The 23944-nt window shown below is 70.4% G+C and carries 23 protein-coding genes; 9 read left to right on the top strand and 14 right to left on the bottom strand.

Annotated features, from left to right (window positions below; genetic code table 11):
* Positions 1-16: 16 nt before the first annotated feature.
* The 6 genes from QSU92_RS04885 to QSU92_RS04860 all read right to left on the bottom strand — a co-directional run bounded on the left by QSU92_RS04885 (position 17) and on the right by QSU92_RS04860 (position 6892).
* Positions 17-946, bottom strand: a complete 930-nt coding sequence (locus QSU92_RS04885) for an SDR family oxidoreductase (RefSeq protein WP_289265059.1) — start codon at positions 944-946, stop codon at positions 17-19.
* Between the two features lie 126 nt (positions 947-1072).
* The gene (locus tag QSU92_RS04880; RefSeq protein ID WP_289265058.1) at positions 1073-1912 is read right to left on the bottom strand and encodes a helix-turn-helix transcriptional regulator; all 840 of its coding nucleotides are present in this window, start codon (positions 1910-1912) and stop codon (positions 1073-1075) included.
* Between the two features lie 60 nt (positions 1913-1972).
* On the bottom strand, positions 1973-2752 hold the full coding sequence (erm, locus tag QSU92_RS04875) for a 23S ribosomal RNA methyltransferase Erm (RefSeq protein WP_289265057.1): 780 nt from the start codon (positions 2750-2752) through the stop codon (positions 1973-1975).
* Positions 2753-3038: 286 nt separating this feature from the next.
* Entirely contained in the window at positions 3039-4415 is a 1377-nt protein-coding gene (locus tag QSU92_RS04870) for an HNH endonuclease (RefSeq protein ID WP_289265056.1), read from the bottom strand.
* A 298-nt stretch (positions 4416-4713) separates the two neighbouring features.
* Complete coding sequence (locus QSU92_RS04865; protein ID WP_289265055.1) at positions 4714-5418, bottom strand: DUF899 domain-containing protein; 705 nt, start codon at positions 5416-5418, stop codon at positions 4714-4716.
* A 34-nt stretch (positions 5419-5452) separates the two neighbouring features.
* Positions 5453-6892, bottom strand: a complete 1440-nt coding sequence (locus QSU92_RS04860; protein WP_289265054.1) for an MFS transporter — start codon at positions 6890-6892, stop codon at positions 5453-5455.
* A 128-nt stretch (positions 6893-7020) separates the two neighbouring features.
* Here QSU92_RS04860 and QSU92_RS04855 point away from each other — a divergent pair, with 128 nt between their 5' ends.
* The 3 genes from QSU92_RS04855 (at position 7021) to QSU92_RS04845 (ending at position 8938) form a co-directional block, all read left to right on the top strand.
* Positions 7021-7674, top strand: a complete 654-nt coding sequence (locus QSU92_RS04855; RefSeq protein WP_289265053.1) for a TetR/AcrR family transcriptional regulator — start codon at positions 7021-7023, stop codon at positions 7672-7674.
* An 89-nt stretch (positions 7675-7763) separates the two neighbouring features.
* Positions 7764-8048, top strand: coding sequence for a hypothetical protein (locus QSU92_RS04850; protein ID WP_289265052.1), 285 nt, complete (start codon positions 7764-7766; stop codon positions 8046-8048).
* A gap of 56 nt (positions 8049-8104) precedes the next feature.
* Complete coding sequence (locus tag QSU92_RS04845; RefSeq protein ID WP_289265051.1) at positions 8105-8938, top strand: aldo/keto reductase; 834 nt, start codon at positions 8105-8107, stop codon at positions 8936-8938.
* Between the two features lie 34 nt (positions 8939-8972).
* Here QSU92_RS04845 and QSU92_RS04840 read toward each other — a convergent pair whose 3' ends face one another.
* Together QSU92_RS04840 and QSU92_RS04835 are read right to left on the bottom strand one after the other, a co-directional pair.
* Positions 8973-9152: a DUF1918 domain-containing protein gene (locus tag QSU92_RS04840; protein WP_218869744.1), complete on the bottom strand. Its 180-nt coding sequence runs from the start codon at positions 9150-9152 to the stop codon at positions 8973-8975.
* 89 nt (positions 9153-9241) lie between these two features.
* Positions 9242-9988 (bottom strand): SDR family oxidoreductase, encoded by a 747-nt coding sequence (locus QSU92_RS04835; RefSeq protein ID WP_289265050.1) that lies wholly within the window; start codon positions 9986-9988, stop codon positions 9242-9244.
* A 77-nt stretch (positions 9989-10065) separates the two neighbouring features.
* Between QSU92_RS04835 and QSU92_RS04830 the strand changes: the two genes are divergently transcribed.
* A complete protein-coding gene (locus QSU92_RS04830; protein ID WP_289265049.1) occupies positions 10066-12192 on the top strand; it encodes a S9 family peptidase in 2127 nt (708 codons plus the stop codon).
* A gap of 6 nt (positions 12193-12198) precedes the next feature.
* Here QSU92_RS04830 and QSU92_RS04825 read toward each other — a convergent pair whose 3' ends face one another.
* The 3 genes from QSU92_RS04825 to QSU92_RS04815 form a co-directional block, all read right to left on the bottom strand.
* Positions 12199-12420: a hypothetical protein gene (locus tag QSU92_RS04825; protein ID WP_289265048.1), complete on the bottom strand. Its 222-nt coding sequence runs from the start codon at positions 12418-12420 to the stop codon at positions 12199-12201.
* Positions 12421-12474: 54 nt separating this feature from the next.
* Positions 12475-12891, bottom strand: a complete 417-nt coding sequence (locus QSU92_RS04820) for a VOC family protein (RefSeq protein WP_289265047.1) — start codon at positions 12889-12891, stop codon at positions 12475-12477.
* An 82-nt stretch (positions 12892-12973) separates the two neighbouring features.
* Complete coding sequence (locus QSU92_RS04815) at positions 12974-13951, bottom strand: DNA-3-methyladenine glycosylase family protein (protein ID WP_289265821.1); 978 nt, start codon at positions 13949-13951, stop codon at positions 12974-12976.
* A 134-nt stretch (positions 13952-14085) separates the two neighbouring features.
* Here QSU92_RS04815 and QSU92_RS04810 point away from each other — a divergent pair, with 134 nt between their 5' ends.
* Positions 14086-14835 (top strand): hypothetical protein, encoded by a 750-nt coding sequence (locus tag QSU92_RS04810; RefSeq protein WP_289265046.1) that lies wholly within the window; start codon positions 14086-14088, stop codon positions 14833-14835.
* A gap of 32 nt (positions 14836-14867) precedes the next feature.
* Here QSU92_RS04810 and QSU92_RS04805 read toward each other — a convergent pair whose 3' ends face one another.
* Both QSU92_RS04805 and QSU92_RS04800 read right to left on the bottom strand, forming a co-directional pair.
* Positions 14868-15455 carry a glycosyltransferase gene (locus QSU92_RS04805; RefSeq protein WP_289265045.1) on the bottom strand — a complete coding sequence of 196 codons (588 nt, stop codon included), beginning with the start codon at positions 15453-15455 and terminating at the stop codon, positions 14868-14870.
* 711 nt (positions 15456-16166) lie between these two features.
* Positions 16167-18347 (bottom strand): glycosyltransferase, encoded by a 2181-nt coding sequence (locus QSU92_RS04800; RefSeq protein ID WP_289265044.1) that lies wholly within the window; start codon positions 18345-18347, stop codon positions 16167-16169.
* 95 nt (positions 18348-18442) lie between these two features.
* On the opposite strand from QSU92_RS04800, the gene QSU92_RS04795 reads away from it, so the two are divergent.
* A complete protein-coding gene (locus QSU92_RS04795) occupies positions 18443-19612 on the top strand; it encodes a polysaccharide pyruvyl transferase family protein (protein ID WP_289265043.1) in 1170 nt (389 codons plus the stop codon).
* On the top strand, positions 19609-20103 hold the full coding sequence (locus QSU92_RS04790; protein ID WP_289265042.1) for a GNAT family N-acetyltransferase: 495 nt from the start codon (positions 19609-19611) through the stop codon (positions 20101-20103). Before QSU92_RS04795 ends, QSU92_RS04790 begins: the two co-directional genes overlap by 4 nt.
* Here QSU92_RS04790 and QSU92_RS04785 read toward each other — a convergent pair whose 3' ends face one another.
* Entirely contained in the window at positions 20104-20856 is a 753-nt protein-coding gene (locus QSU92_RS04785; RefSeq protein WP_289265041.1) for a winged helix-turn-helix domain-containing protein, read from the bottom strand.
* Positions 20857-21396: 540 nt separating this feature from the next.
* On the opposite strand from QSU92_RS04785, the gene QSU92_RS04780 reads away from it, so the two are divergent.
* Positions 21397-22446, top strand: coding sequence for a LacI family DNA-binding transcriptional regulator (locus QSU92_RS04780; protein WP_289265040.1), 1050 nt, complete (start codon positions 21397-21399; stop codon positions 22444-22446).
* 118 nt (positions 22447-22564) lie between these two features.
* Positions 22565-23872: an ABC transporter substrate-binding protein gene (locus QSU92_RS04775; protein ID WP_289265039.1), complete on the top strand. Its 1308-nt coding sequence runs from the start codon at positions 22565-22567 to the stop codon at positions 23870-23872.
* The last annotated feature ends 72 nt before the right edge of the window (positions 23873-23944 follow it).

Raw genomic sequence — 23944 nt, 5'->3', positions numbered from 1 at the left:
CGATCTCGCTCGGGTCTCAGCGTGGGACGTGAATGCCGACGAGTTCCTCCGACGCCGCCCACAGGCGGCGGGCGTCATCCATGCTCTGCAGCGGCTGCCACAGCTCGATCCTCGCCGGGCCACCGCCGATCAGTCGCTTCGGCCCGAAGAATTCGTCGCCGCGGGCGTGGTTCGCCGTCGCCGCCATGAGGGCCGGCTGTGCGGCTGTCTCGGGAGTTCCCGTCACACCGACGCGAGCGAGCATCCCGATCACACGTCGTTCGGGCGTCACTCGTGCCCGACCCATACCGGGTTGGGCGGCGAGCAGATTGGTGGGCGACACCCCAGGGTGCGAGAGATTGCTGCTGATTCCCCAGCCGCCGGCTCGGCTGCGTGCGTCCAGCTCGCGGGCGAAGAGGCCGACGGCGATCTTCGAGGCGACATACGCGCGCATCGCGTCGTAGTCCTGCTCGGAGTTGAGGTCGTTCCACGCGATCTCGCCGTTTCGCGCGGCGATGCTCGTCTGGTGGGTGACGCGCGCGCCCCCCGCACGCAGAAGCGGGAGGAGTCCGAGGGTCAGGGCGAAGTGGCCGAGGTGGTTCGTCCCCCACTGCAGCTCGAAGCCGTCGGCGGTGACCTGCCGGGTCGGCGGCCGCATGACGCCGGCGTTGTTGATGAGGATGTCGACCGGGCGGCCCTCCTCGCTCAGCTGTGCGGCGAGCGCCGAGATCGACGCCAGCGACGAGAGGTCGAGTGTGCGGGTGCTCACGGTCGCCCCGGGGACGGCCGAGCGGATGCGGCTGATCGCGGCGTCTCCCTTCGCGGCCGAACGAACCGGCATGATGACCTCGGCGCTGGCCGCGGCGAGGCGGCGGGCGATGATCACGCCGATGCCGTCGCTCGCGCCGGTGACGATGGCGAGCTTTCCGGTGAGGTCGGGGATCGAGATGCCTGCGGTGCGAGTCATGGTGAGTCGTCCTTCGTTCACGTGGCCCCGGTCGGGGCGGTGAATCCATGCTCGGTCGGTCGCGCCGTGACATCCAGGACCCGACGATCCACTGCTGAGCGGTCCACCCCTCTGCGTCGGGCTGCGTCAGGTGGCGAACGCTTCGCTGCCGAGGACCGCGAGCAGCTGCAGCTTCTCGTGCGATTCGGTGCCGGGCTCGGCTGTGTAGACGAGCAGCCGGTGGGACTGATCCGGGTCCAGGAGCGTCTGGCATGTCAGCTCGAGGTGCCCCACCGACGGGTGGTGGAAGCGTTTGGCTTCGGTCGGTCGGGCGCCGACCTCGTGCGTGTCCCACACCTCTCGGAAGAGGGGATTGTCCTGCAGCAGCGCGACCATCGCCGCGGCGCGTGACTGCGAGCCCCGCCGAGCGACCAGTTCACGCAGACCGGAGGCGTACACCCGCGACAGTTGGCGCTGCTCGTCGGGGGAGTAGGCGGCCCGCGCGGCCGGCTCGGTGAACCACCGGTAGCCGAGGCTCCGCGCGGGGCCCGTGCGTTGCGAGGCGTCGCCGAGCACGGCGACTCCGAGGGGCGTCTGACGCAGGGTCTCGCCGAGCTCTGTGACGATCTCCGCCGGGGTATCGGACAGGCGATCGAGGATCCGGAGGAGCCCCGGGCTGATGTGCTCGCTCGTCGTGTCGCGCAGCGGCGGCTGATGACCGGCGAGCCGGAAGAGGTGATCGCGCTCATCGAGAGTGAGGTGGAGCCCCTGCGCGATCGCGGCGATCATCTGTTCCGACGGGTGCGGACCGGTCGCCCGCTCGAGGCGCGCGTAGTAATCCGTCGACATGTGACAGAGCGCGGCGACCTCCTCCCGCCGCAGGCCGTCCGTGCGCCGGCGCGGTCCGCGCGTCAGTCCGACGTCTTCGGGTTGCAGCGATTCGCGTCGTCGACGGAGGAACTCCGCCAGCCCATCCCGGTCGATCACGTGTGTCCTCCTCTGACCGACCCTTTTCTACGCGAGAGTCCCGATCGTAGCCAGGGCCTGTCAGTCCGCCCCTCTCCCGCTTCGCGGCAGCGCCGTCCACAGCGCCGCCCACTGAGACGCCGTCAGATCGCGCGGGAGCGCCCGCGGCTCCACGCCCGCGTGAGCGAGGGCGAGCCGCGCGATCCTGCGGTCGATCCGCGCGGCGCCCGCGACGATCTGGTCGAGGCTGCGGCCCCTCCCGGAGAACACCGCCGCCACGAACCGCTCGTAGCTGCGGCGCGCCCGGGCGGGGAGCATGGGGTCGCTGCGGCGTGTGATCGTGAGGATCCCGCCGTCGACGCTCGGCGCAGGGGTGAAACCCGACCGCGGGATCCTGCCATGGAGTGCGAAAGTGAACCAGGGGCCACTCTGCGCGGTCATCATCGTCTGCCCGCCGACGCCCGCTCGTTTTCGTGCCACCTCCCACTGCGTCACGAGCACTGCGTCCGTCCATCGCGGCTCGCCGAGCAAGCGACGCAGGATCGGGGTGGTGAGGTGGAACGGGACGTTGCCGACGATCACGGGATCTCGAACCGGATGACGCAGGGCGTCCGCCTGTCGAACCGTGACACCGGGCAGGAACCGGGCGAGGCGACGCGTGCGGTGCTCGTCGATGTCGATGGCGGTCAGCGGACGCCCCGTCGCTGCGAGGCGACGCGTCAGAGCGCCGTCGCCGGCGCCGATCTCGAGGATCGAGCCGAGCGTGCCGCGGACGAGGGTGTCGATACGGTCGAGGGAAGGAGTGTGGATGAGGAAGTTCTGGCCGAGTTCGTGTCGGCCGCCGTGCAAGGAACGAGGCATGGGCGTACTCCGATGGAGAGGGGAGCACCCGGTGCGGGACGTGAAGGGGCGGAGTACGCCGAAGAGCGCCCGTCCGAGTGCAGAAGGACTCGGAGGAGACGGCGCGGTGCGAGGAAGCGGTCGCGCCGTCAGGCGCGGCGGTCGCGGACCAGAGCGGTGAGCGCCATCACGGGCGCCATGTGTATCGTTCCCACGCCTCGACGGTAGCAGGGTCGTTCCAGGCTGTCACTCCGCGGCTCGAGCGGAGAAATGGCGGCGCACGCGACCACCTGGCGGCCCGCGATGCTCAGAAGGGTGCGGGTTCGTGGGGGTTGTCGGCGGGTTCGTCGGTGATCCGGAACTCCAGGCCAGGGTTGGTCCACTTCGCCCACAGGTCATCCGGGAGATCCTCTTCCGGGGTGAAGTGCACCCCGTGGCCGGGTGGGTTGTCGATGTAGATCCGCCCTGTCGGGGAGGTCCACTCCAGGATCCCGCCGGGGAGTTGTCGGACTTTCCAGGCGGTGAACTGTTTCATGCTGTGGTGCCTCTGACACAGGCAGCAAAGATTGCAGATCTCGGTTTTCCCACCGAGGGCGGCGTCATGGTTGTGGTCGACTTCGCATTTGCGGGCGGGCATGCGGCATCCGGGCCACCGGCAGTGTTTGTCCCTGCCTTTGAGGAACCGGTCCATCGGTTTGGTGCGCTGGTAGGTGTCCACCGCCATCGTCAACCCGGTGATGGGGTGGGTGAGGAGCCGTTCCCACGTTCCGTCGCTGTTGCCTGCGAGCAGCCGGGCGGTCTTCGCGTCGATCGGTCCCACCCCAGCGAGATCGCACGGGACATCGCTCTGCCCCATCAGAGCCATGACGGGGATCACGACCTGCACCTTCGCCGTGATCGCCCCGAGCCCTCCCGGCTCATCACCGTGACCGGTGGGGTCCACGTTCGGAGTGGAGGTGAGGAGCATGTCGGCGAACAGGTCCGCACGGACCTCGTCCAGAGACCGGGTGTCATCCGATCCCGGTTCCCGGGCGGCGATGACCTCATTCGCCTGATCGGTGACCCGCTGGAAGATCCCCTCGATCAGCACCGTGGAATGCACAGAACGCAACTCCGACATCCCCTCCCCGATCGAGTACCGGACGATCTTCCGCTCACGAAACGCCTCCCCATGCCGTTCGGTGAGCGACCTGGGGTGCATGCGCTCGGCGATGATCTCCAAATCCGCACGAGCCCGCCCGGGGGTCTCGTCCAGGCAGATCTCGGCGGCGAGTTGGTCGAACTCGCCCTTCAGCTCGATCGGCAGGCGTCGCCCGATGTCTTCGACCACCGCGACATGCGCGCGGGTGATCAGCCCCTTCTCCCAGCAGTGCACCGTCGCGGCGTAATCCTTCACCAGCGCGAACGCACTGTCGATCTGCCGTTGCACGGATCGGTCCGAGAGTCGGACCGCGGCGGCGATCTCCGCCGCCACACCCCGCAACGCCATATCCCTGTCACGCACCACCACGGTCGACCCCTCAGCCAGCCGCGCCGCGAACGCCCCCGCCGCCGCCAGTACGCGGGCCTGTTTGGCTTCCGCCGCCGCCAACACCGCCTGCGCCTCCTCCACCTCCGCAAGGATGCCGGTCAGCTCAACCCGGTCCTCGTCACTGAGGAGAGTGAGCCGCGGGTTCGAACGCATGTATGAATCATGACACCGACCTCCGACATTCGAACTCGAAGCCCTCAACCTGGGGTTGAGCCAGATTCATCCGCTGCGAGGCACGCATCAGCGCAGGAAGCGCAGCCCCGCCTCGGCGAGAGCGGAATCGAGTTCCCGGAGCGCAGCCGGGCCGACGCCGTGAAGGGCGGCGATTTCATCACGGGGTCGCCCTGCGACATCCGCCAGAGTTCGTATATCTGCGCCCTCGAGGGCACGCAGGGCGGGCTTCCCGATGCCCACCGGGAGACCATCGCCGCGCTCGGCGGACACCGTGCGCTCAGTCCCGATGGCCGGAGCCGGCTCCGTACCGCGCGGCGATCTCGCCGGGGTCGACCCAGCGTGAGTAGGTCGGCTCCTGCGGCCATCCTTCGGGGGAGTCCTGCCATTCCTCCTGACGCCCCCACGGCAGCAGGTCGACGAGGGCGAAAGTGTGGCTGAGCTGCTCGGTGCCTCGTCCGTTCGTATGCCACGTGCGGTAGACGGTGTCGCCGTCACGCAGGAACACGTTCACGGCGAACCCGCCCCCGGCTGGGGCATCCATGTCGGCGCCGAACGGACTGTTCGCGGTCGAATACCAGTCCATCCGATTGCCGACCTTCTCGCGGTAGGCCAGGGCCTCATCGATCGCGCCCTGGGTGACGACGACGAACTGCGCGTCGTAATGATCGAGGAAGCCGAGACGGGTGAACTGCGAGGTGAACGATGTGCACCCGCCGCACTGCCATTCGGCTCCGGGGTCCCACATGTGGTGGTAGGTGATCAACTGCGACCTGCCCGCGAAGATGTCGACGAGTCGCACCGCTCCGGCGGGTCCGTCGAGCACATAGTCGGGAAGCTTCACCATCGGAAGTCTCCGCCGTTGCGCGGCGATCGCGTCGAGCTCACGGGTGGCGGCCTTCTCGCGCACGCGCAGCGCAGCGAGCTCGCTGCGCCACTCGTCCTCGGTGACGACGGGCGGAAGCGCGGAAGTCGTGGTGCTCATGGGATTCCTTTCATCGGTGAACGGATGCCGCGGTTCAGCGCACCGCCGAGCGCAGGTCTTCGCCGGCTTCGCCGACCGCCCCGGATGATTCCGTCTCCGCCTCTCCGTCCGGCCCGGTCGAGAGCGAGGGCGGCGCCGTGGCGTACGCCCGCGACAACCGCCGGTACGGCGCCGAGGCGAACGCCAGCAGCACGACGACCAGCAGAATCGCGCTCGCCGCGACGAAGACCAGGGCGATGCCGCGTGCCTCGCCCGGCCCGAGGAGCCAGCCGAGCGAGGACTGCCCCGCCTCGGAGTTCATGTAGGGGATCAGCCAGAACTGAGCGAGTGGTCCGACGATGAAGGCCGATACCGGAGCGGCGGCCGACTCGACACTGGCGGCGAAGCCGAACACGCGCCCCTGCGTCTCGAAGGGCACGACCCGTTGGATGATCGTCTGCTCCGACGCCTCGGCGATCGGCATGAGGCACATGAAGATCAGCAGTCCGAGCGCATACAGCCACCACCACTCGCGGATCGCGAAGGTCATCCCGAGGATCGCGATGGCGACGTTGATGAGGAGGAGCGTTCGCACCGGGTTCTTGCCCAGACCGAACTTGGCCACGATGCCTCCGCCGATGATGAAGCCGAAGCTGGTGATGCCGAGGATGACTCCCCACACCTCGACAGAGAACAGTTCCAGGCCGTAGGGATCCATGAGCGCCATGAAGACGCCGCCGACCAGGTTGTTGAAGGTGGTGAACAGGATGAGGGCGAGGAGACCTGGAACCACGATGACCGCGGGGATGACGCCGCGGAAGCCCCTCTGCGGCACCACCCCCTCGACGTGCACCACGCCGCGTTCGGGGATCGGGACGAAGAGAAGGTGAGTCAGTGCCACCGCGGTTGCGGCGACCGCGATCACCACGGTCCACCCCATCCCGAGGAGCCCGACGGACAGGCCGGAGAACACGCTCGTGACCATGAAGGCGATGCCGTGAACCGCTCCGACCAGGCCGTTGGCGCGGTCGCGTCGGTCGGCGGGGATCAGCAGCGTGACGGTGGTCGACAGCGCGATGTTGCGGAGGTTCTCGACGACGCCGCCGATGAGGATGACGCCGGCGAACAACCAGAACCAGGGTCCGCCCCAGTCGACCAGCACGCTCTCGGGGAATGACAGGTACAGCGCTCCCGCCAGGAGGTACGTCACCAGCGTCACGGTGCTCGAGAGCAGCATGACCGCCTTCTTCTTCATGCGATCGACGAGAACCCCGAAGACGACGCCGAGGAGTGCGACGAGCAGCATGTAGGACCCGCCGATGATGGAGGTCGCCAGCACCGACCCCGTCTCGAGGTAGGCCCAGAAGGTCAGCGCCCACCACAGGTAGCTCGACGTCACATTGGCGACGGCGGTGTTGACGAGCACCTGATAGAACGCGCGAACCGTCCGTGGGCCGGGGGTGTACGCCGCGACATCCGTGGTCTGCGTGCTCATCATGCTTGTTCCCGTCGGGCTCGTTCCGGTGAGCTGGGGCCGCTCCCGCCACCTGCTGCGGTAGACTCATGTTCACACCGTGAACATCGGCGGTGGCGCCAATCTACACACCCGGAGCGGAGGAGGCAATGGCCGATTCCGCTCGCACGTATCATCACGGCGACCTCCGACATGCGCTCGTCCAGGAAGGGCTCGCACGAGCGCGCGAGGGAGGACCGGGCGCCGTCTCGCTCCGGGAGATCACCCGCGCGGTCGGCGTCTCGCCCAACGCCGCGTATCGGCATTTCTCCGACCGCGACCACCTGGTGCGGGCGGTCGCAGGGCAGGCGCAGCGCCTGCTGGCAGAGGTGATCGCCGAGCGCGTCGCCGCCACTCCGGCCGAACTCGGCCGCGCCGCGGCATCCATCGAGCGGCTCCGTCGTGTGGGCCTGGCCTACATCGCTTTCGCCGTCGATGAGCGCGGCTGGTTCGAGACCGCGTTCTTCACCCAGGACACACGAGCGAGCGAGGGGATCGTCACGCTCGACGACGAGATCGTCGCGCCTTTCCGGCTGCTGATGGAGGTGCTCGACGAGATGGTGGATGCCGGTGCGCTCGCCCCCGACCGCCGCCCCCTGGCCGAGTGGCCGTGCTGGTCGGCGGTGCACGGCTTCGCCGACATCGCCGTGCACGGCCCGGTGCGCTGGCAGCCGCGCGAGCTCATCGACGCCCTCGCGGCGAGCGTCGTCGACTCGGCGATCGTCGGCGTGCGCGGCACGACCGCGCCGCCCGGAGAAGCATAGGCGAGGGTGAGCTCGTCGTCACCCCGGTGCAGAGAAGCGTCGATCCGCGATGTACTCGGGTGTCCATTCACCGACGAGAAGAGAACGACATGAGCGACGTCAGCGAAACCACCCCCGACCGCGACGACCAGACCGGCCCCGAGGTCGTCGGCGAAACGAGCCCCGGCGTGGCCGACACCACGATCGGGGGCGAGGACGATCTCGCCCAGCTCGAATTCGAGGGGCGCCTGCCCGACGCCGACACCGTCGCCGCCGCCGGTCCCGAGGAGGCCTACCCCGACGAGGTCCTCCAGCCCGAGACTCAGGGGGAGGACCCCGTCGCCGCCGAACTCGGCGAAGAGGGACAGGGCGACCTGGCGCCCGAAGACCTCTAGGGCCTCGTCGCGTCAAGAGCGGACATCGGATGCCGCGCCGCGGCCACAATGGGGACATGATCTCCATTCCCACGGTGACCCTCAATGACGGTGCGTCCTTCCCCCAGGTGGGGCTCGGCACCTACAACCTGCGCGGAGCAGAGGGCTCCGATGCGATCGTCGCGGCGCTCGACACCGGCTACCGGCTGCTCGACTCCGCAGTCAACTACGAGAACGAGCGCGAGGTCGGCGAGGCCGTGCGGCGGTCATCCGTCGCTCGCGACGAGATCCTGGTGACGTCCAAGATCCCGGGGCGTGAGCACGGTCGGGCAGAGGCCGTGCAGAGCATCCGCGATTCGCTCGACCGCTTCGGGCTCGAGCGCATCGACATGCACCTCATCCACTGGCCCAACCCGAGCGTGGGAAAGTACATCGACACCTGGCGCGGCATGATCGAAGCGCGCGAGACCGGTCTGGTCGGATCGATCGGGGTGTCGAATTTCACCGAGGAGATGCTCACCGAGCTCGTCGACGCAACGGGAGTCGTTCCAGCCGTCAACCAGGTGGAACTGCACCCCTACTACCCGCAGGGGAAGCTCCGCGCCTTCCATGACGAGCTCGGTGTCCGCACCGAGAGCTGGAGCCCGCTCGCTCGCCGCAGTGAACTCCTCACCGAGCGGGTGATCGTGCGACTCGCCGAGGCGTACGGCAGGACCCCGACGCAGATCGTTCTGCGGTGGCACGTCGAACTCGGCAGCACCGCGATCCCCAAGTCGTCCGATCCCGATCGTCAGCGCGAGAACGCCGACATCTTCGACTTCTCCCTCACCGCCGACGAGGTCGCCGACATCTCGCGGCTCGAGCGCGGTCGACTGTGGGACGGCGACCCGCTCACGCACGAGGAGATGTAGCCCTCACCTCCATACCGCCCGTCCGGCGCGACACTCAGTGCGGAACGATGACGCAGTCGCTGCCCGGGGAGAGTATCGACTCGTGACCGTCGTCGAAGCGGACGACCAGCAGCGGTTCGTCGGCGTGCCCGCGGACGCCGGTCACGACGCCGGTTCGCTCCGCCGCGCCCACCGTTCTGCCGTGGATGATGACGCGATCGCCGATCTCAGCCATGACCATCACCTCCTGGTGCCAACGATACGACTGCTTCTGCGGTGGCACCAGAACGAGGCGGACCTCGCGGCGCCCGGCCGGCCACCCGCTCACGCACGCTGAGACGTGAGCCACTCCGCGTAGGTCTGAAAACCGCGGCGGGGCTCGCCCGCGGGGAGGCCGAGGCCGTCGCGGAGGGCCTTCATCTGCTTTCCCGGCAGGCTCACCGACGGTGTCCACACTTTCTCGTCGAGGCTGCTGGCGTAGTCCTGCACCATCCGGTCGAGAGCTTCTTCGAGAGGGCCGGCGATCTCCTGCGCACGCCCCTGCGGGGCGCGGACGGCGACGTCGGCGAGGTAGGCGCCCACCTCCGCGGCGGCGACGGGCTGCAGGCGCGCCCGCGGCGCGAGGTGAACCGGCCCGAACGCAGCCTGCCGGTATATCTGCATCGCGAACTCGTGGAACTGCGTCGCGCGGACGATGCTCCACGGCACCGCGCCGTCGGCGACGAGGCGCTCCTGCGCCACCTTCCCGGCGTAGTAGTCGTACGGCATGCGGTCGACGCCGACGATGGAGAGGGTCACCAGGTGCGACACCCCTGCCCGCTCGGCCGCGGCGAGCAGGTGACGGGTGCCGGCCTCGAAGAACGCGACCGAGGCCTTGGCGGAGAGCGTGGAGAGGTTCGTGGTGTCGATGACCGCCTCGACGCCGACGAGCGCGTCATCCAGTCCGTCGCCCTTCGCGACATCCACACCACGGGCGCGACTGAGCGCCACGGCGTCGTGCCCCTTCTCGCGAAGGGCGCGCACAGTGTGCGCGCCCACGGTTCCCGCTCCTCCCACCACGGCGACCAGCATCGGCAACCCCTCTCCTCGTCCACAGCATGCCGCACCCGCACGGTCGACGCAGCACAGGCCTCGGTTAGCGTGGGGGCATGCGCACCCCCTTCGACGCCCTCGACGATTTCATCGCCCTTCCCCGCGTGGAGGGCCTGGCCCTTTCGCCCGACGGCTCCACCGCTGTGCTGACGGTGGCCGCGTTGAAGAAGGATGCCACGGGGTACGAGCGTTCGCTCTGGGCGGTGCCCACCCACGGCGACGGTGCTCCCCGGCGCCTCACCCGGTCGGCCAAGGGCGAGAGCGGGGCGGCATTCACGCCGGACGGTGACATCCTGTTCGTCTCGGCGCGTGATGACATCGAATCGGATGTCGACGACGAACCGGGTCAGCTCTGGCTCCTTCCGTCGCAGGGCGGCGAAGCGCGGCCGGTGACCCGGCTCGCCGGCGGCGTGAGCGGCATCGCGGCCGCCGCGGTGCAGGCCGGACGCGTCATCGTCTCCGCCCCGCTGCTGCGTTCGGCCGCGTCGATCGAGGACGACGCGGCGCGACGTGCCGAGCGCACGAAGAAGAAGGTCTCGGCGATCCTTCATGACACCTATCCGGTGAGGTTCTGGGACCACGATCTCGGCCCGGCCGAGCCCCACCTGCTCGCCGTCGACCTCGAGGGGCTCGCCGACACCCTCGCCGCGGCCGTCGAAGACACCGCTGCCGAGGAGGCGGAGGTCGTGGCGCAGCTCACCGCCGGGTCGGCGGAACCGACCCCGTACCCGACGACCCTTCCGCGCCCCGCCGATCTGATGCCCGCTCCGGGCCGCGCCCTCCGGCACGCCGAGGCCGTGCTGAGTCCGGACGGCAGCACCCTCGTCGCCTGCATCGATCGCCCCGAGCCGCGAGGCGGTCGACGGATTCTGGTCAGCATCGACGTCGCCACCGGAACGCACACCGTGCTGCGCGACGAGGACGGCTTCGACATCGAGATGCCGGCGATCAGCCATGACGGCACCCGCCTGGTCTTCCTCCGCACCGCGACGTCCACCCCCGCGGGACCCACCGAGCAGGAGCTCTGGGTCTCACAGCTCGATGGATCCGACGCGCGGCGGGTCGCCGCCGATTGGGACCGTTGGCCCTCGTCGATCGCATTCGCCGCGACGGATGACGCGCTGATCGTCACCGCCGACGACAACGGTCGCGGGCCGGTCTTCCGGGTCCCACTGGAGGGAGGCCCCGGCGAGAAGGACAGCGGGGTCACCGCGATCGTGTCGGACGACTTCACGTACTCGCACGTCCGGGTAGATCGAGCGGGCGGTGGTCTGGTCGCGCTCCGCTCCTCCTGGCTGGTTCCCCCGCACCCCGTGCGGGTCGACCCGTCGGGTGCGGTGACACCTCTCGCCACGCCCGCTCCCGCGCCCGCCGTTCCCGGCCGGATCACCGAGGTCGAGACCACCGCCGAAGACGGTGCGCGGGTGCGGGCATGGCTCGTGCTGCCCGAGGGCGCGTCGGGCGGGGCGCCGGCTCCGCTTCTGCTGTGGATCCACGGAGGTCCGCTGAACAGCTGGAACGCGTGGAGCTGGCGATGGGCGCCGCTGCTGGCCGCGGCGCGGGGCTACGCCGTGCTGCTCCCCGATCCGGCACTGTCCACCGGCTACGGACTGGACTTCATCGCCCGCGGCTGGAACAGCTGGGGCGGGAAGCCCTACACCGACCTCATGGCGATCACCGACGCCGTCGCCGCTCGCGAGGACATCGACGCGTCCCGTACCGCGGCGATGGGCGGGTCGTTCGGCGGCTACATGGCCAACTGGGTCGCCGGTCACACCGACCGGTTCCGCGCGATCGTCACGCACGCGAGCCTGTGGGCACTCGACCAGTTCGCGGGCACGACCGACAGCTCCGACTACTGGCAGCGCATCTTCACGCCCGAGGCGATGATCGAGCACTCACCGCACCGCTTCGTCGCTGACATCCGCACGCCCGTGCTCGTCGTGCACGGCGACAAGGACTACCGGGTGCCGATCGGCGAAGGCCTTCGGCTCTGGTCGGATCTCGCCGAACACCACGCCGACGCCGACGGGCGCATGCCGCACCGCTTCCTGTATTTCCCCGACGAGAACCACTGGGTCTTGAAGCCTCAGCACGCCGTGGTCTGGTACGACACGGTGTTCGCGTTCCTCGCGGAGCACGTGCTCGGTGAGGAAGCGCCGCCCCCGGCGGTTCTGGGCTGACCCGCCCTACAGGCGGGCGCCGTCGTCGTCGGGGTCGTTCAGCCCGACCTTCTGGCCGCGCCACGATTCGTAGGCGATCAGCCATCCGATCGACACGGCGCCTGCGACGGCGAGCCCGAGGCCGACCGATCCCCAGATCAGTCCGAACAACGCTCCGCCGGCGAAGATGAGGATGCTGCCGATCACCCAGTTCGTGCGGCCGCGAGGCCAGCCGGTGCGAGAAGCCATGGGCTCAGCCTACGGCTGCACCGTGCCTCCCGCGTGCGGCGGGTCGCCGAGCACTCACTCCTCGTCGGGCCCCCACGAGAGCATCCAGTCGATACCGAACCGGTCGGTGAGCATACCGAACCGGCCACCCCACGGCGGGGTGTCGAACGGCATCGTCACGATGCCGCCGTCGGCCAGCCCGTCCCAGTACGCCTGCAGCTGCGTTTCGTCGCCGCCGCTCACCGACACGGCGATCCCGGCCGGCTCGCGGTAGGGCATGCTGCTCGGTGTGTCGGATGCCATGAGAACCAGGCCCTCGGGTGTTCGCAGCTGCGAGTGCATCACCAGGTCTGCCTCGGCCGGATCTTGCACCATGCCCTCCCACTGACCGAAAGTGTCGATCGACAGGTCGCCGCCGAAGACCCCGTGGTAGAACTCGATCGCCTCCCGGGCGTTGCCGCGGAACTGCAGGTACGGATTGAGTGTGGTCATCGCTGATCCTCCGTCGGTTCGTGGCCCCAGACCCCCGGAGCCCTCGTCTCACAGTGTGCCCGGCGCCTCGGACATCCGGTGCTCAGCGGTCACGGTGATCTTCCGGGTGCACCCGGGGACCGCGACGCTGCTCCCGCACCCCGCTGAGGCCGATCAGGCGGATCACGCGCTGACGGTGACCCTTCCAGGGGGCGAGGAGTTCCAGCATCCCGTCGTCGTCCGTGCGCGCACCGGTGAGGGCGAATCCGACTTCGTGGGCCACGTGGTAATCGCCGACGCTCACGGCATCGGGGTCGCCGAAGGCGCGGATCCGCGTCTCGGCGGCGGTCCAGACCCCCACCCCGGGGAGGCTCGTGAGAACGCGGTCGCGATCGTCACCCGTGGCCGCGGCGTGGGTGGCGAGTTCGATCCGGGTCCCACGCTGCGCGGCGGCGACGAGGGTGCGCGCCTGCGGCGGCTCGAGCCCGGCGCGATGCCACGCCCACGACGGCACATGCCGCCAGCCCTCGACAGACGGCGGCGCGTACATCGGCACCGGTGTCGGGCCCGGCGCGCGCTCGCCGAACCCGCGGACGATCCGCCGCCAGGCGGCGAAGGCCTGCGCACCGGTGACTTTCTGCTCGATGATCGCGCCGGCGAGCGCATCGAAGACCAGATCGGTGCGACCGAGCCGGAGGCCGGGATTGCGTCGATGGGTCTCCGCGATGAGTGGATGATGCGACGCATCGAACCCGTCGAGGTCGTCGTCCCTGCCGCAGAGCGCCGGCAGCTGGGTGATCGCCCAGGTCGCCCCCGGACCCCAGGCCGCCCCGCGCACGGCACCGCCCGCGGCCGCGCGGATCGCGATCGTCGCCACGCCCTGCGGCGTCCGGCATGCTCGCCAGATGACCGGGCCGGCATCGACGTGAGTCGGATCGCCGTAGCCCCGGCGTTGGAAGAGGAGCACCCGACGCAGGTCGAGCGGGTGCCTCGGGCGGTACTCGGTCTCCAGCGGCGGGCTGCTCGGCGAAATGCTCGGCGGGTTGCTCGGCACTGGCCGGGAATCGGGCGGCGACCGCATGCCCGACCGCCGCGGAAGGCGGGGCGGAACAGGCGGGGTCACCCCTTCACGGTACGCGCGTCCACCGACATCCGTCCCCGTGTCCGAGAGGAGTCCGGCGTCCCTTATGCTCGCCCGAGGAAAGGAAGGTGTCAGTGATCACTCCGGTCGTGCCCGCCGTGCGGATCGTCATCCCCTGGCGCCCGGCGCCCTCGCGTCTGGACGCCTTCGATCGCGTCGTGGCCTGGTATCAGCAGAACCTCCCCGGGGTGCCGATCCTGACGGTCGACACCGGCGATGATCCGTTCGTCCTGGCGGCCTGCCGCAACGCCGCGATGCGCGACGCCGCGGTTGACGAGGTGGTGGTCATCGGCGACGCCGACACGATTCCCGAACGGGAACCCCTGCTCGCCGCGATCCGCGCGGCGGCGACGAGTGATCTGGTGCACCTTCCCTATGACGAGTACCGCTGGCTCGGCCGTACCGGCTCCGCTGACCACGCCGCGGGCGTGCCGCTCGAACGCTGCACCGTCGAGCAGCTCGTCGACGGCGCGTGCTCGGGCATCTACGTCGCGACGCCGCGGACCTGGGCGGCGCACGGGGGACAGGATGAGGGCTTCCGCGGCTGGGGATTCGAGGATGCCGCGTGGTACCTCGCACACACGACGCTGCTGGGTGCGCCCCCGCGTCGCCATCGCGGGCGGGTGTATGCGCTGCACCACGTCGGCGAGTCGCGCGCCGGGGCGGCATACGATGCCAACGCGGCACGCATGGCTCGCTACCGCGACGCCGCGAACGATCCCGCGCGGATGGCCGCGCTCGTGTTCGGCTACGGGGACCTGGATGCCGCGATGCTTGCCGAGCTCGGAGGGGAACCGGACGCCGTGCCCGACGCCGTCGGCTGAGCACCGACGCCGTCAGCCGAGCACCGACGGCGTCAGCCGCCGTTCCGCGCGAGGGTCTCGTATGCGATCTGCGGTCCCGGATGCGCGCGTTGCGCCTCCGCAACCCGACGCAGGAGCGCCCGACCCGCGAACACCGGATCGGCGACCTCTCGAAGCGCCTTGGTGAGGGCATCGACGTCGTCGAGGTTCGGGTCCAGTGCGCGGCCGGCTCCGGTGCGCTCGATGGCGGCCGCGCCGGCGAACTGGTCGGTCGAGAAGGGGACAACGACGAGCGGCACACCCTGGCCGACCGCCTCGGTGACGGAGTTGTTGCCTCCGTGGGTCACCGCCGCGGCTGCCGCACCGAGCAGGCGCACCTGAGGCAGGTAGTCGGCGACGAGCCAGTCGGCGGGCACGTCGCCGAGGGCCGACGCCGGCGTCGTGCCCGTCGCGATCGCCGCGCGGAGTCCGGCGTGGCGAAGCGCGTCGGCGATGCGCGCGAGCACGTCGTCTCGCACCGACAGGAAGCTCCCGAGGCTGACGTAGACGAAGGGCTCTCCGCGCGCGATCCAGGCGTCGATGTCGTCGGCGGCCGGCTCCTCGCGCGGTGTGGATCCGAGGAACCGGTGGGGCGGCAGCATCCGTCCATCGCCCTCGGCGAGGCTCGGCGGGGTAGTTGAACAGCGTGGTGTCACCGTGCACCATGAAGGCGTCGTCGACCGTCCGGGCGCCGGGGTCCAATGCCAGGGCGGTGGTGTTCCACTGGTCCGTGAAGCGGCTGGCGACCTCGACGCAGAGCCTCCGCAGGTCGCCGAGCTCGGCGGGGTCGGGCCGGAGGACCGACGGCCACGCCGGCGGGTAACCGTACACCTCACCCCGCACCGGCAGCGCGCTCGGGTGCCCGAGCACCACGTCGCCGTAGGCGATCCCGGCGGTGTGAAGCGCGAGCCGCGCGCTGAATGCGAGATGGTCGACGAGGATCGCATCGGGCGCCACTTCTTCGATGACCGCCAAGGTCGCGCGGGCTCGCTCGAGCGGCTGCCACATCAGGTCGGTCAGGCGCTCGCGCGCCTGGTAGGCGAGCGTGGGCACCATGCCCCGCCGGGTGGCGGCGAAGAACCCCTCGAGAGACGCGGCCTCCGCGGCATCCTGTTCCGACGATCGGATGACGCGGGCGTTGGCTCCGCGGCCGAGGGGGAGGTCGGTGCGGCGATACCCGAACTCCGTCACGATCGGTGCAGTAGCGGGGCCCGTGGCGACCACGACGTCGTCCCCGGCACCCTGCCAGGCCGTCGCGAGGGCCGCGAGAGGGAGGAGGTGCGAGGCGTAGTCGGGGCTGATGACGAGAAGCGTCACGTCAGCAGTCCCGCGGTGCGGCGAAGCTCCGCCTCGTGCCGGGCGACGTTCTGATACATCGGGGTGAGCGTGGCCGCCATGCCCTGGATCGTGAACCGCTCGGCCACGAGCGTGCGCGAGCGCTGGGCGCGGCGCGGATCGCCGTCGGCGGCGGCATCGAGCGCCCGCCCGATCGCCGAGACGAGGGCCGCCGAGTCGGCGGTATCGGCGAGGAAACCGGTGTCGTCGTCGTCGACGTAGGTGGCCGGTCCTCCGCTGTCGGGGGCGACCACGACGAGCCCCGTGGCCATCGCCTCGAGGATCGCCAGGCCGAACTCCTCTTTGACGCTCGCGCAGACGTATGCGCCGCCCGAGGCGACGGCGCCGGGGATGCCGAACCGTGCCGCGGCGAGCCAGGCGGCGGCGATGTCGTTCGAGCGGTGCCCCGCCATGACGAGGCCGCGCGCGGCGCGGTCGGCCGGCGGGACAGAGTGAGCGATGAGGTCGAGCTGGTGTCGTTCGTCGCTCGACGGGTGGGCGAGGTCGCCGCCGACGATCAACAGGTTCGCGCGATCGGACAGGTCGCTGCCGGCCCACGCCTCGACGAGCGCCGCCATCCCCTTGATCCGGTGCATGCGGCCGACCGTGACGAGCAGCGGCAGTCCGCGGCGGTCGGGGGCGAGAGCACCGACGAGCTCGCCGAGCTCGGCGAGGGGGCCTTGCGGCTCGGCGCCGGCGGCGACCGCGGCGGCGCGGGACAGGGCGTCGTCGACGATCGCGAGGTCCACGCCTTCGGCGACGACGGTGTGGCGCTCGGGGTGGGAGGTGAGGTCGATGCCGATGAGAGCGCGCATGTCGCGCTCGAGCTCGGGCCGGGGGAAGAACACCGAGTGGGCGGCCGACGCCGCGAGACTCTGCACGAGGTGGCTGCGGAACCAGAAGTGCTCGGTGCGGTCGACCTCGCCGAAGTCCTCCCGCGACAGTCGTCCCGACCGCTCGAGCGAGGCGATGACGCTGTGCGGATCGGGTGCGACGGTGAACACCGTCGGAATGCCGAGCTCACGCGCGACATCGGCGGCGGCGAGGCTGCCGACATCCGCCATCCTGAGGTGCAGCACGTCGACGCGCCCCGCGGCACGCAGAAGACGACGGATGCCGCGACGCACCGTCACCCGCAGATGCCAGGCAGTCGCGGACGAGGCCGGAATGCTCGTCAAGGGCACGTGTCCATAGAGGTGGCCGCGATCGCCGCCGGCCATCTGCAGCAGATCGGGCCCCGCCTGTGCCACGGTGCCGCGCGAGAGGGTGAGCACACGGTCGACGACGGAGCTGTCGGAGATGAGGGCGTCGCCGAGTCGGACGAGCAGCGTCGCGATGCCGCCGTTGTCACCGGCGCCGGAGGCCGAGAGGGCGGGGTCGATGTCGGCGTGGAGGAAGAGCTGGGCGACGGTGAGGCCTCCCGTGCCGCCGACGTCGTCTGTCGGGATGCGGGTGCGCGGCGGATCGGCGTCGATGAGCGCGAGGCGCGCGAGGTCGCCGATGAGGCCTCCCTCGGCGACGAGGTTCTCGAGGTGGGCGATGACCTCCGCATCCGCGCGCTGTCCGAGCGCGGCGACCGCCGCCTCGCGGACGGTTTCGGGGGTCGAGGTATCCGAGGCGAGGGCGCACAGCGGACCGGTGGTGAGCGGGTGGCGCACCAGACCGAGCGTCTCGGTGAGGCGCACGCGGGCCTCGACATCGACCTCGCCGGTGGTGGCGCTGAGCAGGGCGACGGCGAGGAGTTCGCCGCTGCCCGCGGCCCATTTCTCCAGCGTGTGCTGGGCGAGCATGCCGGTGAAATCTCCGGCGATGACCAGGGAGATGAGGGGCGCGATCGCGGCGGCGCGCGCGGGGCGACGCCCGAGAGCCCAGGCGGCGTGCTCGACGATGAAGCGGCGCTCGTCATCGAGGAGCGTCACCAGCAGTGCGCCGGCGGCTTCGTCGTTCATCTCGGCCAAGGCGTGCACGGCGGCGATCGCGGCGATGTCGTCGGCGCCGACGAGGGCGGCCGACAGCACGCGGAGGGTCCGGACCCCCGGGTCGCGCCCGGCCTCGAACGCGACGTCGTCGGCAGCCTGCAGCGCCTGCACGATCGTGGGCGCTTCGATGATGCGGTCCATCGCCGTCTGGATGCCCATCGCTGCCTCCGAAGCGGTCACCGCCCGATCGGCGATCGGACGAGGTGCGGCGACCCGCTCGGAAGTCTACGGTTGTCCGGGTGCCGGAGGACCGGCTTGACGTGAGAGGACCGCGTGTGGACGTACTGACCATCGGCGATGTCGGGGTGCTCGGCGGCGTCATCCACATCGGTGACGAGGCGATGTTCGAGGTTGCAGCCGTCGAGCTCTCCGCCCGCGGTGGACGCGTGGTCGGGGTTTCCTCGGCGCCGGAGGAGTCGACGGAACGCTACGGACTGGGCGCCGTCGGTCGCCTCGGCTTCACCGGGCTCGAACGTGCCGTGGCACGCGAGCGTGCGTCGCTCCTCCGCGCCGCGGCGGCCGGTGAGGCCGAGCTGGCGCCGGGTGACCCCGCTCGCGAAGCGCTCGACGCGCTGGGCGATGCCTCCGGCGTGCTCATCGCCGGCGGTGGCAACCTCGCCTCACGCTGGCCGGTTCACGTGTACGAGCGGACCACCCTCGCGGCGATGGCCCACGCGCGGGGGCTGCCGGTCGTCGTGAGCGGCCAGACCTTCGGGCCCGACCTCGATGTCGAGGACGCCGAGCGCATCTGCGTCATGACCCGCGAGGCCGCCTGGACGGGCGTGCGCGAGCACGATTCCGCCGCTCTCGCCCGGTCGTGGGGGGCACGTGTTCACGCCGGGGTCGACGACGCCTCCTTCCTCGCCGGCGGCGCGGAGGCGCCGACCGAGCCGTATGTTCTGGTGAGTCTGTCGGGGTGGTTCGCAGGACGGCCCGCCGACGTCGTCGAGGCCGGGATCGCGCGGTTGCTGGATGCGGCCTCGGACACCGTCGGACCCGTCATCTTCCACGCCCACTTCGGGCCGGTGTCCGCGGGCGCGGAGCCCGTGGGCGATGCGGCGCTGCACGAGCGGGTGCGGGAGCGGATGACACGCGAGAGCCGCGTTCTGCCGAGCGGTGATTCGCGGGGTGCAGCGGCGCTTGCGCGCCGTGCGCGGCTGCTCGTCACCAGCAGATACCACCCGGCGGTCTTCGCCGCCCCCGCGGGGGTGCCGATCGTCGGTCTCGCCGCCGACGACTACACGCGCATCAAGCTGGGCGGCGCACTCGGGCACTGGGGCCAGACGGGTGTCGTCGATCTCGACGACCTGGGCGGCGCAGCGGAACGCCTTCGCGAGCTGCACGCGCGGCGCGGGGAGATCGCCGAGGCGGCGTCGGCGCGGTTCGACGCGCACCGCGCCGACGCGGTGCGGTGGTGGGACACGGTCGCCGAGTCGCTGCAGTGAGCACTGCCGTGCGGATCCGTCCGTACCGCAGCGACGACGCGGCCGCCACGCTCGAGGTCTTCCTCGATGCCGTGACCGTGACCGCGGCGGCGGACTACTCTCCGGAGCAGATCGCGGCGTGGGCCCGGCCGGAGGAACGAACCGTCGCCGAGTGGGACGCCGGCAGGCGGAGCCGCAGCACATACGTCGCGCTCGTCGACGGCGAGGTCGCCGGATTCTCCGACGTGGATCCGAGCGGGTACGTGGACATGATGTTCGTGGCGTCCCGCTTCGCGGGCCGAGGAGTGGCCACAGCGCTTCTCGCGGCGATGGAAGAGAAGGCGCGGGCGCTCGGCGCGACTCGGGTCTCCGCCGACGTGAGCATCACTGCGCGACGGTTCTTCGCGCGACGGGGCTTCATCGTCCACGCAGAGCAGCACCCCGTGAGGGCAGGAGTGGAGCTGATCAACTTCCGCATGGTGAAGACCCTCCGCGGGAGCCCGCCGGACTGATCAGAAGCGGTCGGGCGAGGGCGTCCCGTGGCCGAAGCGGATGACGACGTCGGCGTGACGGTCGAAGCGGTAGCCGACGCCGCGGACGGTGCGGACGATGTCCTCGTAGCGCCCGAGCTTCGCGCGCAGGCGCCGGACGTGCACGTCGATGGTGCGCTCGCCCGGGGCATCCTGCTCCTCTGCACCCTGCCAGAGGGAGGACACCAGCTCGGCGCGTTCGATCGTGCGACCCTCGCGCAGGACGAGGTACTGCAGCAGCTCGAACTCCTTGAAGGTCAGCGCCGCCGATTCGCCGTCGATGAGCACGCGCTTGCGCGAGATGTCGACCACCACACCGCGGGCGGTGTCGTCGTCCTCCTCGGGCTCCTCGGGCTTCGTGCGCGCGACGGCGGCGGGCTCCTGGAGCGCGAGGCGCACCACGTCGACGTCGCGGCCGCCGGCGCCGACGGGCGCGAGGGCGACGGTCGCGTAGGTCTCGGCGTCCGGGGCGAGCTCGGCGAGGGTGCGGCGCAGGGCGTCGACGAGGACGGGGAGGCTCACGCCCGAGGCCTGGGCCTTCGCCTCGTCGACGCCGACGTAGAGGGCGAAGCCACGGGGCGCGGTGCCGGGGGGGAGGTGGCGCTGCGGCGCGGAAGCGGTGGCCTGCGGGGCCGGGGCCTGCGACGAGGCCGCGGGGGTGTCCTCGGCGATACGCGGAACGGCGCGCAGGTGACGGGCGGGGGCGGGACGGTCGAGAAGGGCGGTGGTCGACATGATGATGTTCCTCGAGGGAGCGGAACCCGCGGAGTCGGGGTTCGAGAAGTGCTGCGAAATCGGCCGGAGGGCCGGGCTCGAGACATCCGCTGCGCTCAGTGATGCGCGAGAAGGACGAAGTCTCGGGGGACGTGTCGTGCGTCGCCTGCGCGGGTAAGCGGAGCGGCGACGCTGATGTCCGGCGGGGTTACCGAGTCAGCGGCACATTCGACAACACATGACAACGCGGCCGGCCACCATCATGCCGGCAGTCCCGTTCGCCTCCCAGGCGGACAGAGAGCGTGCGTCGTCAGTCATGCGCTGATTATGACCGACGCCCCCGCTCATTGGCAAATTGAACGCGTCGCGGCATCTTCGCGGCGGTGTACGAGTCGCCGCGAGACGTCGAGAAGGGGTCGGATGCCGCGCCGCGCCGACCCGCCGATTTGTTGCGTATTGCCCCAAACCTCTTGTGGGCCGCCCCGGCCGTGTGCAATCATCGTCGAAACGCTTCCGCGAAGCGCTTCGACAGCCCACATCAACACCGACGACGGAGTCCCCATGGCGAAGATCGATGAGGTGGCCAAGGCCGCCGGCGTCTCGATCAGCACCGTGTCCTACGCCCTCAGCGGCAAGCGACCGGTCTCGGCCGACACGCGGCGGCGGATCGAAGAGGCGGTGGAGCGCCTGGGGTACAGCCCGAACGCCGGTGCCCGCATGCTCGCAGGTCGCCGCACCCGCATCTTCGCGCTGACCGAGCCGCTGCGGAAGGACACTCACGCGCCGACCCACATGGCGTTCGTGCTCGCGACCGCCGTGGCCGCGCGCCGCAACGACTACGACGTTCTGCTCCTCACCGACGAGGACGCGCAGGCGGGCATGCGCCGAGTCGCCTCGAATCGCCTGGTTGATGCGATCCTCGTGCTCGATGTCGCCCCCGACGACCCGCGCGTCGCGCTCGCGCGCGAGATCGAGACGCCGACGGTCTTCATCGGCGTGCCGAACGACAACGACGGTCTCGTCTGCGTCGACCTCGATTTCGAAGCGGCGGCGCGCGAGGCCGTGACCCGGATGGCGCGGGCCGGCCACACACACATTGGACTCGTGGGCCAGCCCGAGGTGTCGTACTCGCGCTCGAACTTCCCCCCGCGGGTGCGCGACGAGTTCCTCGCGGCATCCGGGATGTTCGGCGTCACCACCGAGTTCCGCGCGACGGGGCACGAGCACGCCACCGACGCGACCGTGCGCGCGGCGACCAGGGGGCTCCTCGACGCCGGGGTCACCGCGCTCGTGCTGCACTGCCCCGAGGAGTCGCATCGCGCGGTGCTCGCCGAGCTCGCCGAGCGTGGACTGCGCGTGCCCGACGACATCTCGGTCGTCTCCGTCGCGCCGACCTTCGACACCGCCGCGCTCCCGCGCCCCCTCGACGCTCTGCCGCTCGTCCCGCAGGCCTCCTGCGACCTCGCCGTCGACCTCGCTCTGACGTTCTTCGACGGGGACCGCCCGGCCCCCGGCATCCGCTTGATTCCGCCCGCCTATCTGGACCACGGCTCGCTCGCGCGGGTTCCCGACGCCCCGGCGCCGGTCGTGGCCGGTTCCGCCGTCGCCTGACGCCGGGGCCCCTGCCTTATCCGCCTGCGCACCATCGAAGCGCTTCGACAAATCACTGCACCACCTGCACGCATCACACCCCTGACCAGCGAAGGTCACCGAGAAAGGAGTGCCACCGATGGCACGCATCACACGCAAGACGACCGCGCGGGCGGCCACGGCCGCAGGAGCGCTCGCCGCGACCGCGCTCGTCCTCTCCGCCTGCGCGGGAGGATCGGGCGGCGAATCCGACGACACCCTGACCCTCTGGCACTACGAGGGTGAGAACAGCGCCATGGGCATCGCCTGGGACGAGGCGATCCGCATCTTCGAGGAGGAGACCGGGGCGACGGTCGAATTCGAGGAGCGCAGCTTCGAGCAGATCCGCTCCACCGCCAGCCAGGTCCTGAACTCCGACGAGGCGCCTGACCTCATGGAGTTCAACAAGGGCAACGCCACGGCCGGGTTCCTGGCCAGCCAGGGGCTCATCTCCGACATCACCGAGGCGGTCGAGGAGTACGGCTGGGACGACCAGCTCGCTCCGGCGCTGCAGACCACCGCGCGCTACACCGAAGAGGGCGTGATGGGGTCGGGCGCCTGGTACGGGGTCCCCAACTACGGCGAGTTCGTGACCGTCTACTACAACAAGGATGCCTTCGCCGAGGCGGGGCTCGAAGTGCCGACGACCTACGACGAGTTCATCGCGGTGCTCGACGCGTTCGTCGCGCAGGGCGTCACGCCGCTCGCCGAGGGTGGACTGGAATACCCGCTCGGACAGCTCTGGTACCAGCTCGCGCTCAGCCAGGCCGACCGCCAGTTCGTCAACGACTATCAGCTGTACGAGAACCCGGTCGACTGGAGCGGTGAGGAGATCACCTACGCGACCGAGACGCTGAAGGAATACCTCGACGCGGGCTACTTCTCGCCCGATGTGACGGGTATCGCCGCAGAGGATGCGGGCCTGTCGTTCATCAACGGCACCTCGCCGATCTTCGTCTCCGGCAGCTGGTGGTACGGACGCTTCGTCGACGAGATCACCGATTTCGAGTTCGGCGTCTTCCCGTTCCCGGGCAGCGACCTCAGCCTCGGCTCATCGGGGAACATCTGGGTCGTGCCCGAGCGCGCGGCCAACAAGGAGCTCGCCTACGAGTTCATCGACATCACGATGCGCCCCGAGGTGCAGGCGCTGATCGGCAACAACGGCGGGCTCCCCGTCGCCGCCGACGAGGCCGACATCACCGACGAGAAGAGCCTCGAGCTGATCCAGGCCTTCAACGCCGTCAACGAGGCCGATGGTCTGTCGTTCTATCCCGACTGGCCGACGCCCACCTTCTACGACGCCCTCGTCGCAGAGCTGCAGGAGCTCGTCAACGGCACGAAGACGCCCGCCGAGGTGCAGCAGTCGCTCGGCGAGGAGTACGACTCCTACGTGGCGGACTTCCGCTGATCGACCCGGTCGGGGCGCCGTCTGAGACACGGCGGCGCCCCGGCCCCCACCGCGACACACTCCAGGAGATCC

Source organism: Microbacterium sp. ET2 (genome assembly GCF_030347395.1).
GTDB lineage: Bacteria > Actinomycetota > Actinomycetes > Actinomycetales > Microbacteriaceae > Microbacterium > Microbacterium albipurpureum.
Note: the sequence above shows the minus strand (reverse complement) of the source record. Positions and strands in the feature narration are given on the sequence as shown.

What these genes read in the sequence shown, in the direction of transcription:
- QSU92_RS04885 (WP_289265059.1), bottom strand. Translation starts at nt 946, where the DNA reads ATGACTCGCACCGCAGGCATCTCGATCCCCGACCTCACCGGAAAGCTC.
- erm (WP_289265057.1), bottom strand. Translation starts at nt 2,752, where the DNA reads ATGCCTCGTTCCTTGCACGGCGGCCGACACGAACTCGGCCAGAACTTC.
- QSU92_RS04870 (WP_289265056.1), bottom strand. Translation starts at nt 4,415, where the DNA reads ATGCGTTCGAACCCGCGGCTCACTCTCCTCAGTGACGAGGACCGGGTT.
- QSU92_RS04865 (WP_289265055.1), bottom strand. Translation starts at nt 5,418, where the DNA reads ATGAGCACCACGACTTCCGCGCTTCCGCCCGTCGTCACCGAGGACGAG.
- QSU92_RS04860 (WP_289265054.1), bottom strand. Translation starts at nt 6,892, where the DNA reads ATGAGCACGCAGACCACGGATGTCGCGGCGTACACCCCCGGCCCACGG.
- QSU92_RS04855 (WP_289265053.1), top strand. Translation starts at nt 7,021, where the DNA reads ATGGCCGATTCCGCTCGCACGTATCATCACGGCGACCTCCGACATGCG.
- QSU92_RS04850 (WP_289265052.1), top strand. Translation starts at nt 7,764, where the DNA reads ATGAGCGACGTCAGCGAAACCACCCCCGACCGCGACGACCAGACCGGC.
- QSU92_RS04845 (WP_289265051.1), top strand. Translation starts at nt 8,105, where the DNA reads ATGATCTCCATTCCCACGGTGACCCTCAATGACGGTGCGTCCTTCCCC.
- QSU92_RS04840 (WP_218869744.1), bottom strand. Translation starts at nt 9,152, where the DNA reads ATGGCTGAGATCGGCGATCGCGTCATCATCCACGGCAGAACGGTGGGC.
- QSU92_RS04835 (WP_289265050.1), bottom strand. Translation starts at nt 9,988, where the DNA reads ATGCTGGTCGCCGTGGTGGGAGGAGCGGGAACCGTGGGCGCGCACACT.
- QSU92_RS04830 (WP_289265049.1), top strand. Translation starts at nt 10,066, where the DNA reads ATGCGCACCCCCTTCGACGCCCTCGACGATTTCATCGCCCTTCCCCGC.
- QSU92_RS04825 (WP_289265048.1), bottom strand. Translation starts at nt 12,420, where the DNA reads ATGGCTTCTCGCACCGGCTGGCCTCGCGGCCGCACGAACTGGGTGATC.
- QSU92_RS04820 (WP_289265047.1), bottom strand. Translation starts at nt 12,891, where the DNA reads ATGACCACACTCAATCCGTACCTGCAGTTCCGCGGCAACGCCCGGGAG.
- QSU92_RS04815 (WP_289265821.1), bottom strand. Translation starts at nt 13,951, where the DNA reads ATGCGGTCGCCGCCCGATTCCCGGCCAGTGCCGAGCAACCCGCCGAGC.
- QSU92_RS04805 (WP_289265045.1), bottom strand. Translation starts at nt 15,455, where the DNA reads ATGCTGCCGCCCCACCGGTTCCTCGGATCCACACCGCGCGAGGAGCCG.
- QSU92_RS04785 (WP_289265041.1), bottom strand. Translation starts at nt 20,856, where the DNA reads ATGTCGACCACCGCCCTTCTCGACCGTCCCGCCCCCGCCCGTCACCTG.
- QSU92_RS04780 (WP_289265040.1), top strand. Translation starts at nt 21,397, where the DNA reads ATGGCGAAGATCGATGAGGTGGCCAAGGCCGCCGGCGTCTCGATCAGC.
- QSU92_RS04775 (WP_289265039.1), top strand. Translation starts at nt 22,565, where the DNA reads ATGGCACGCATCACACGCAAGACGACCGCGCGGGCGGCCACGGCCGCA.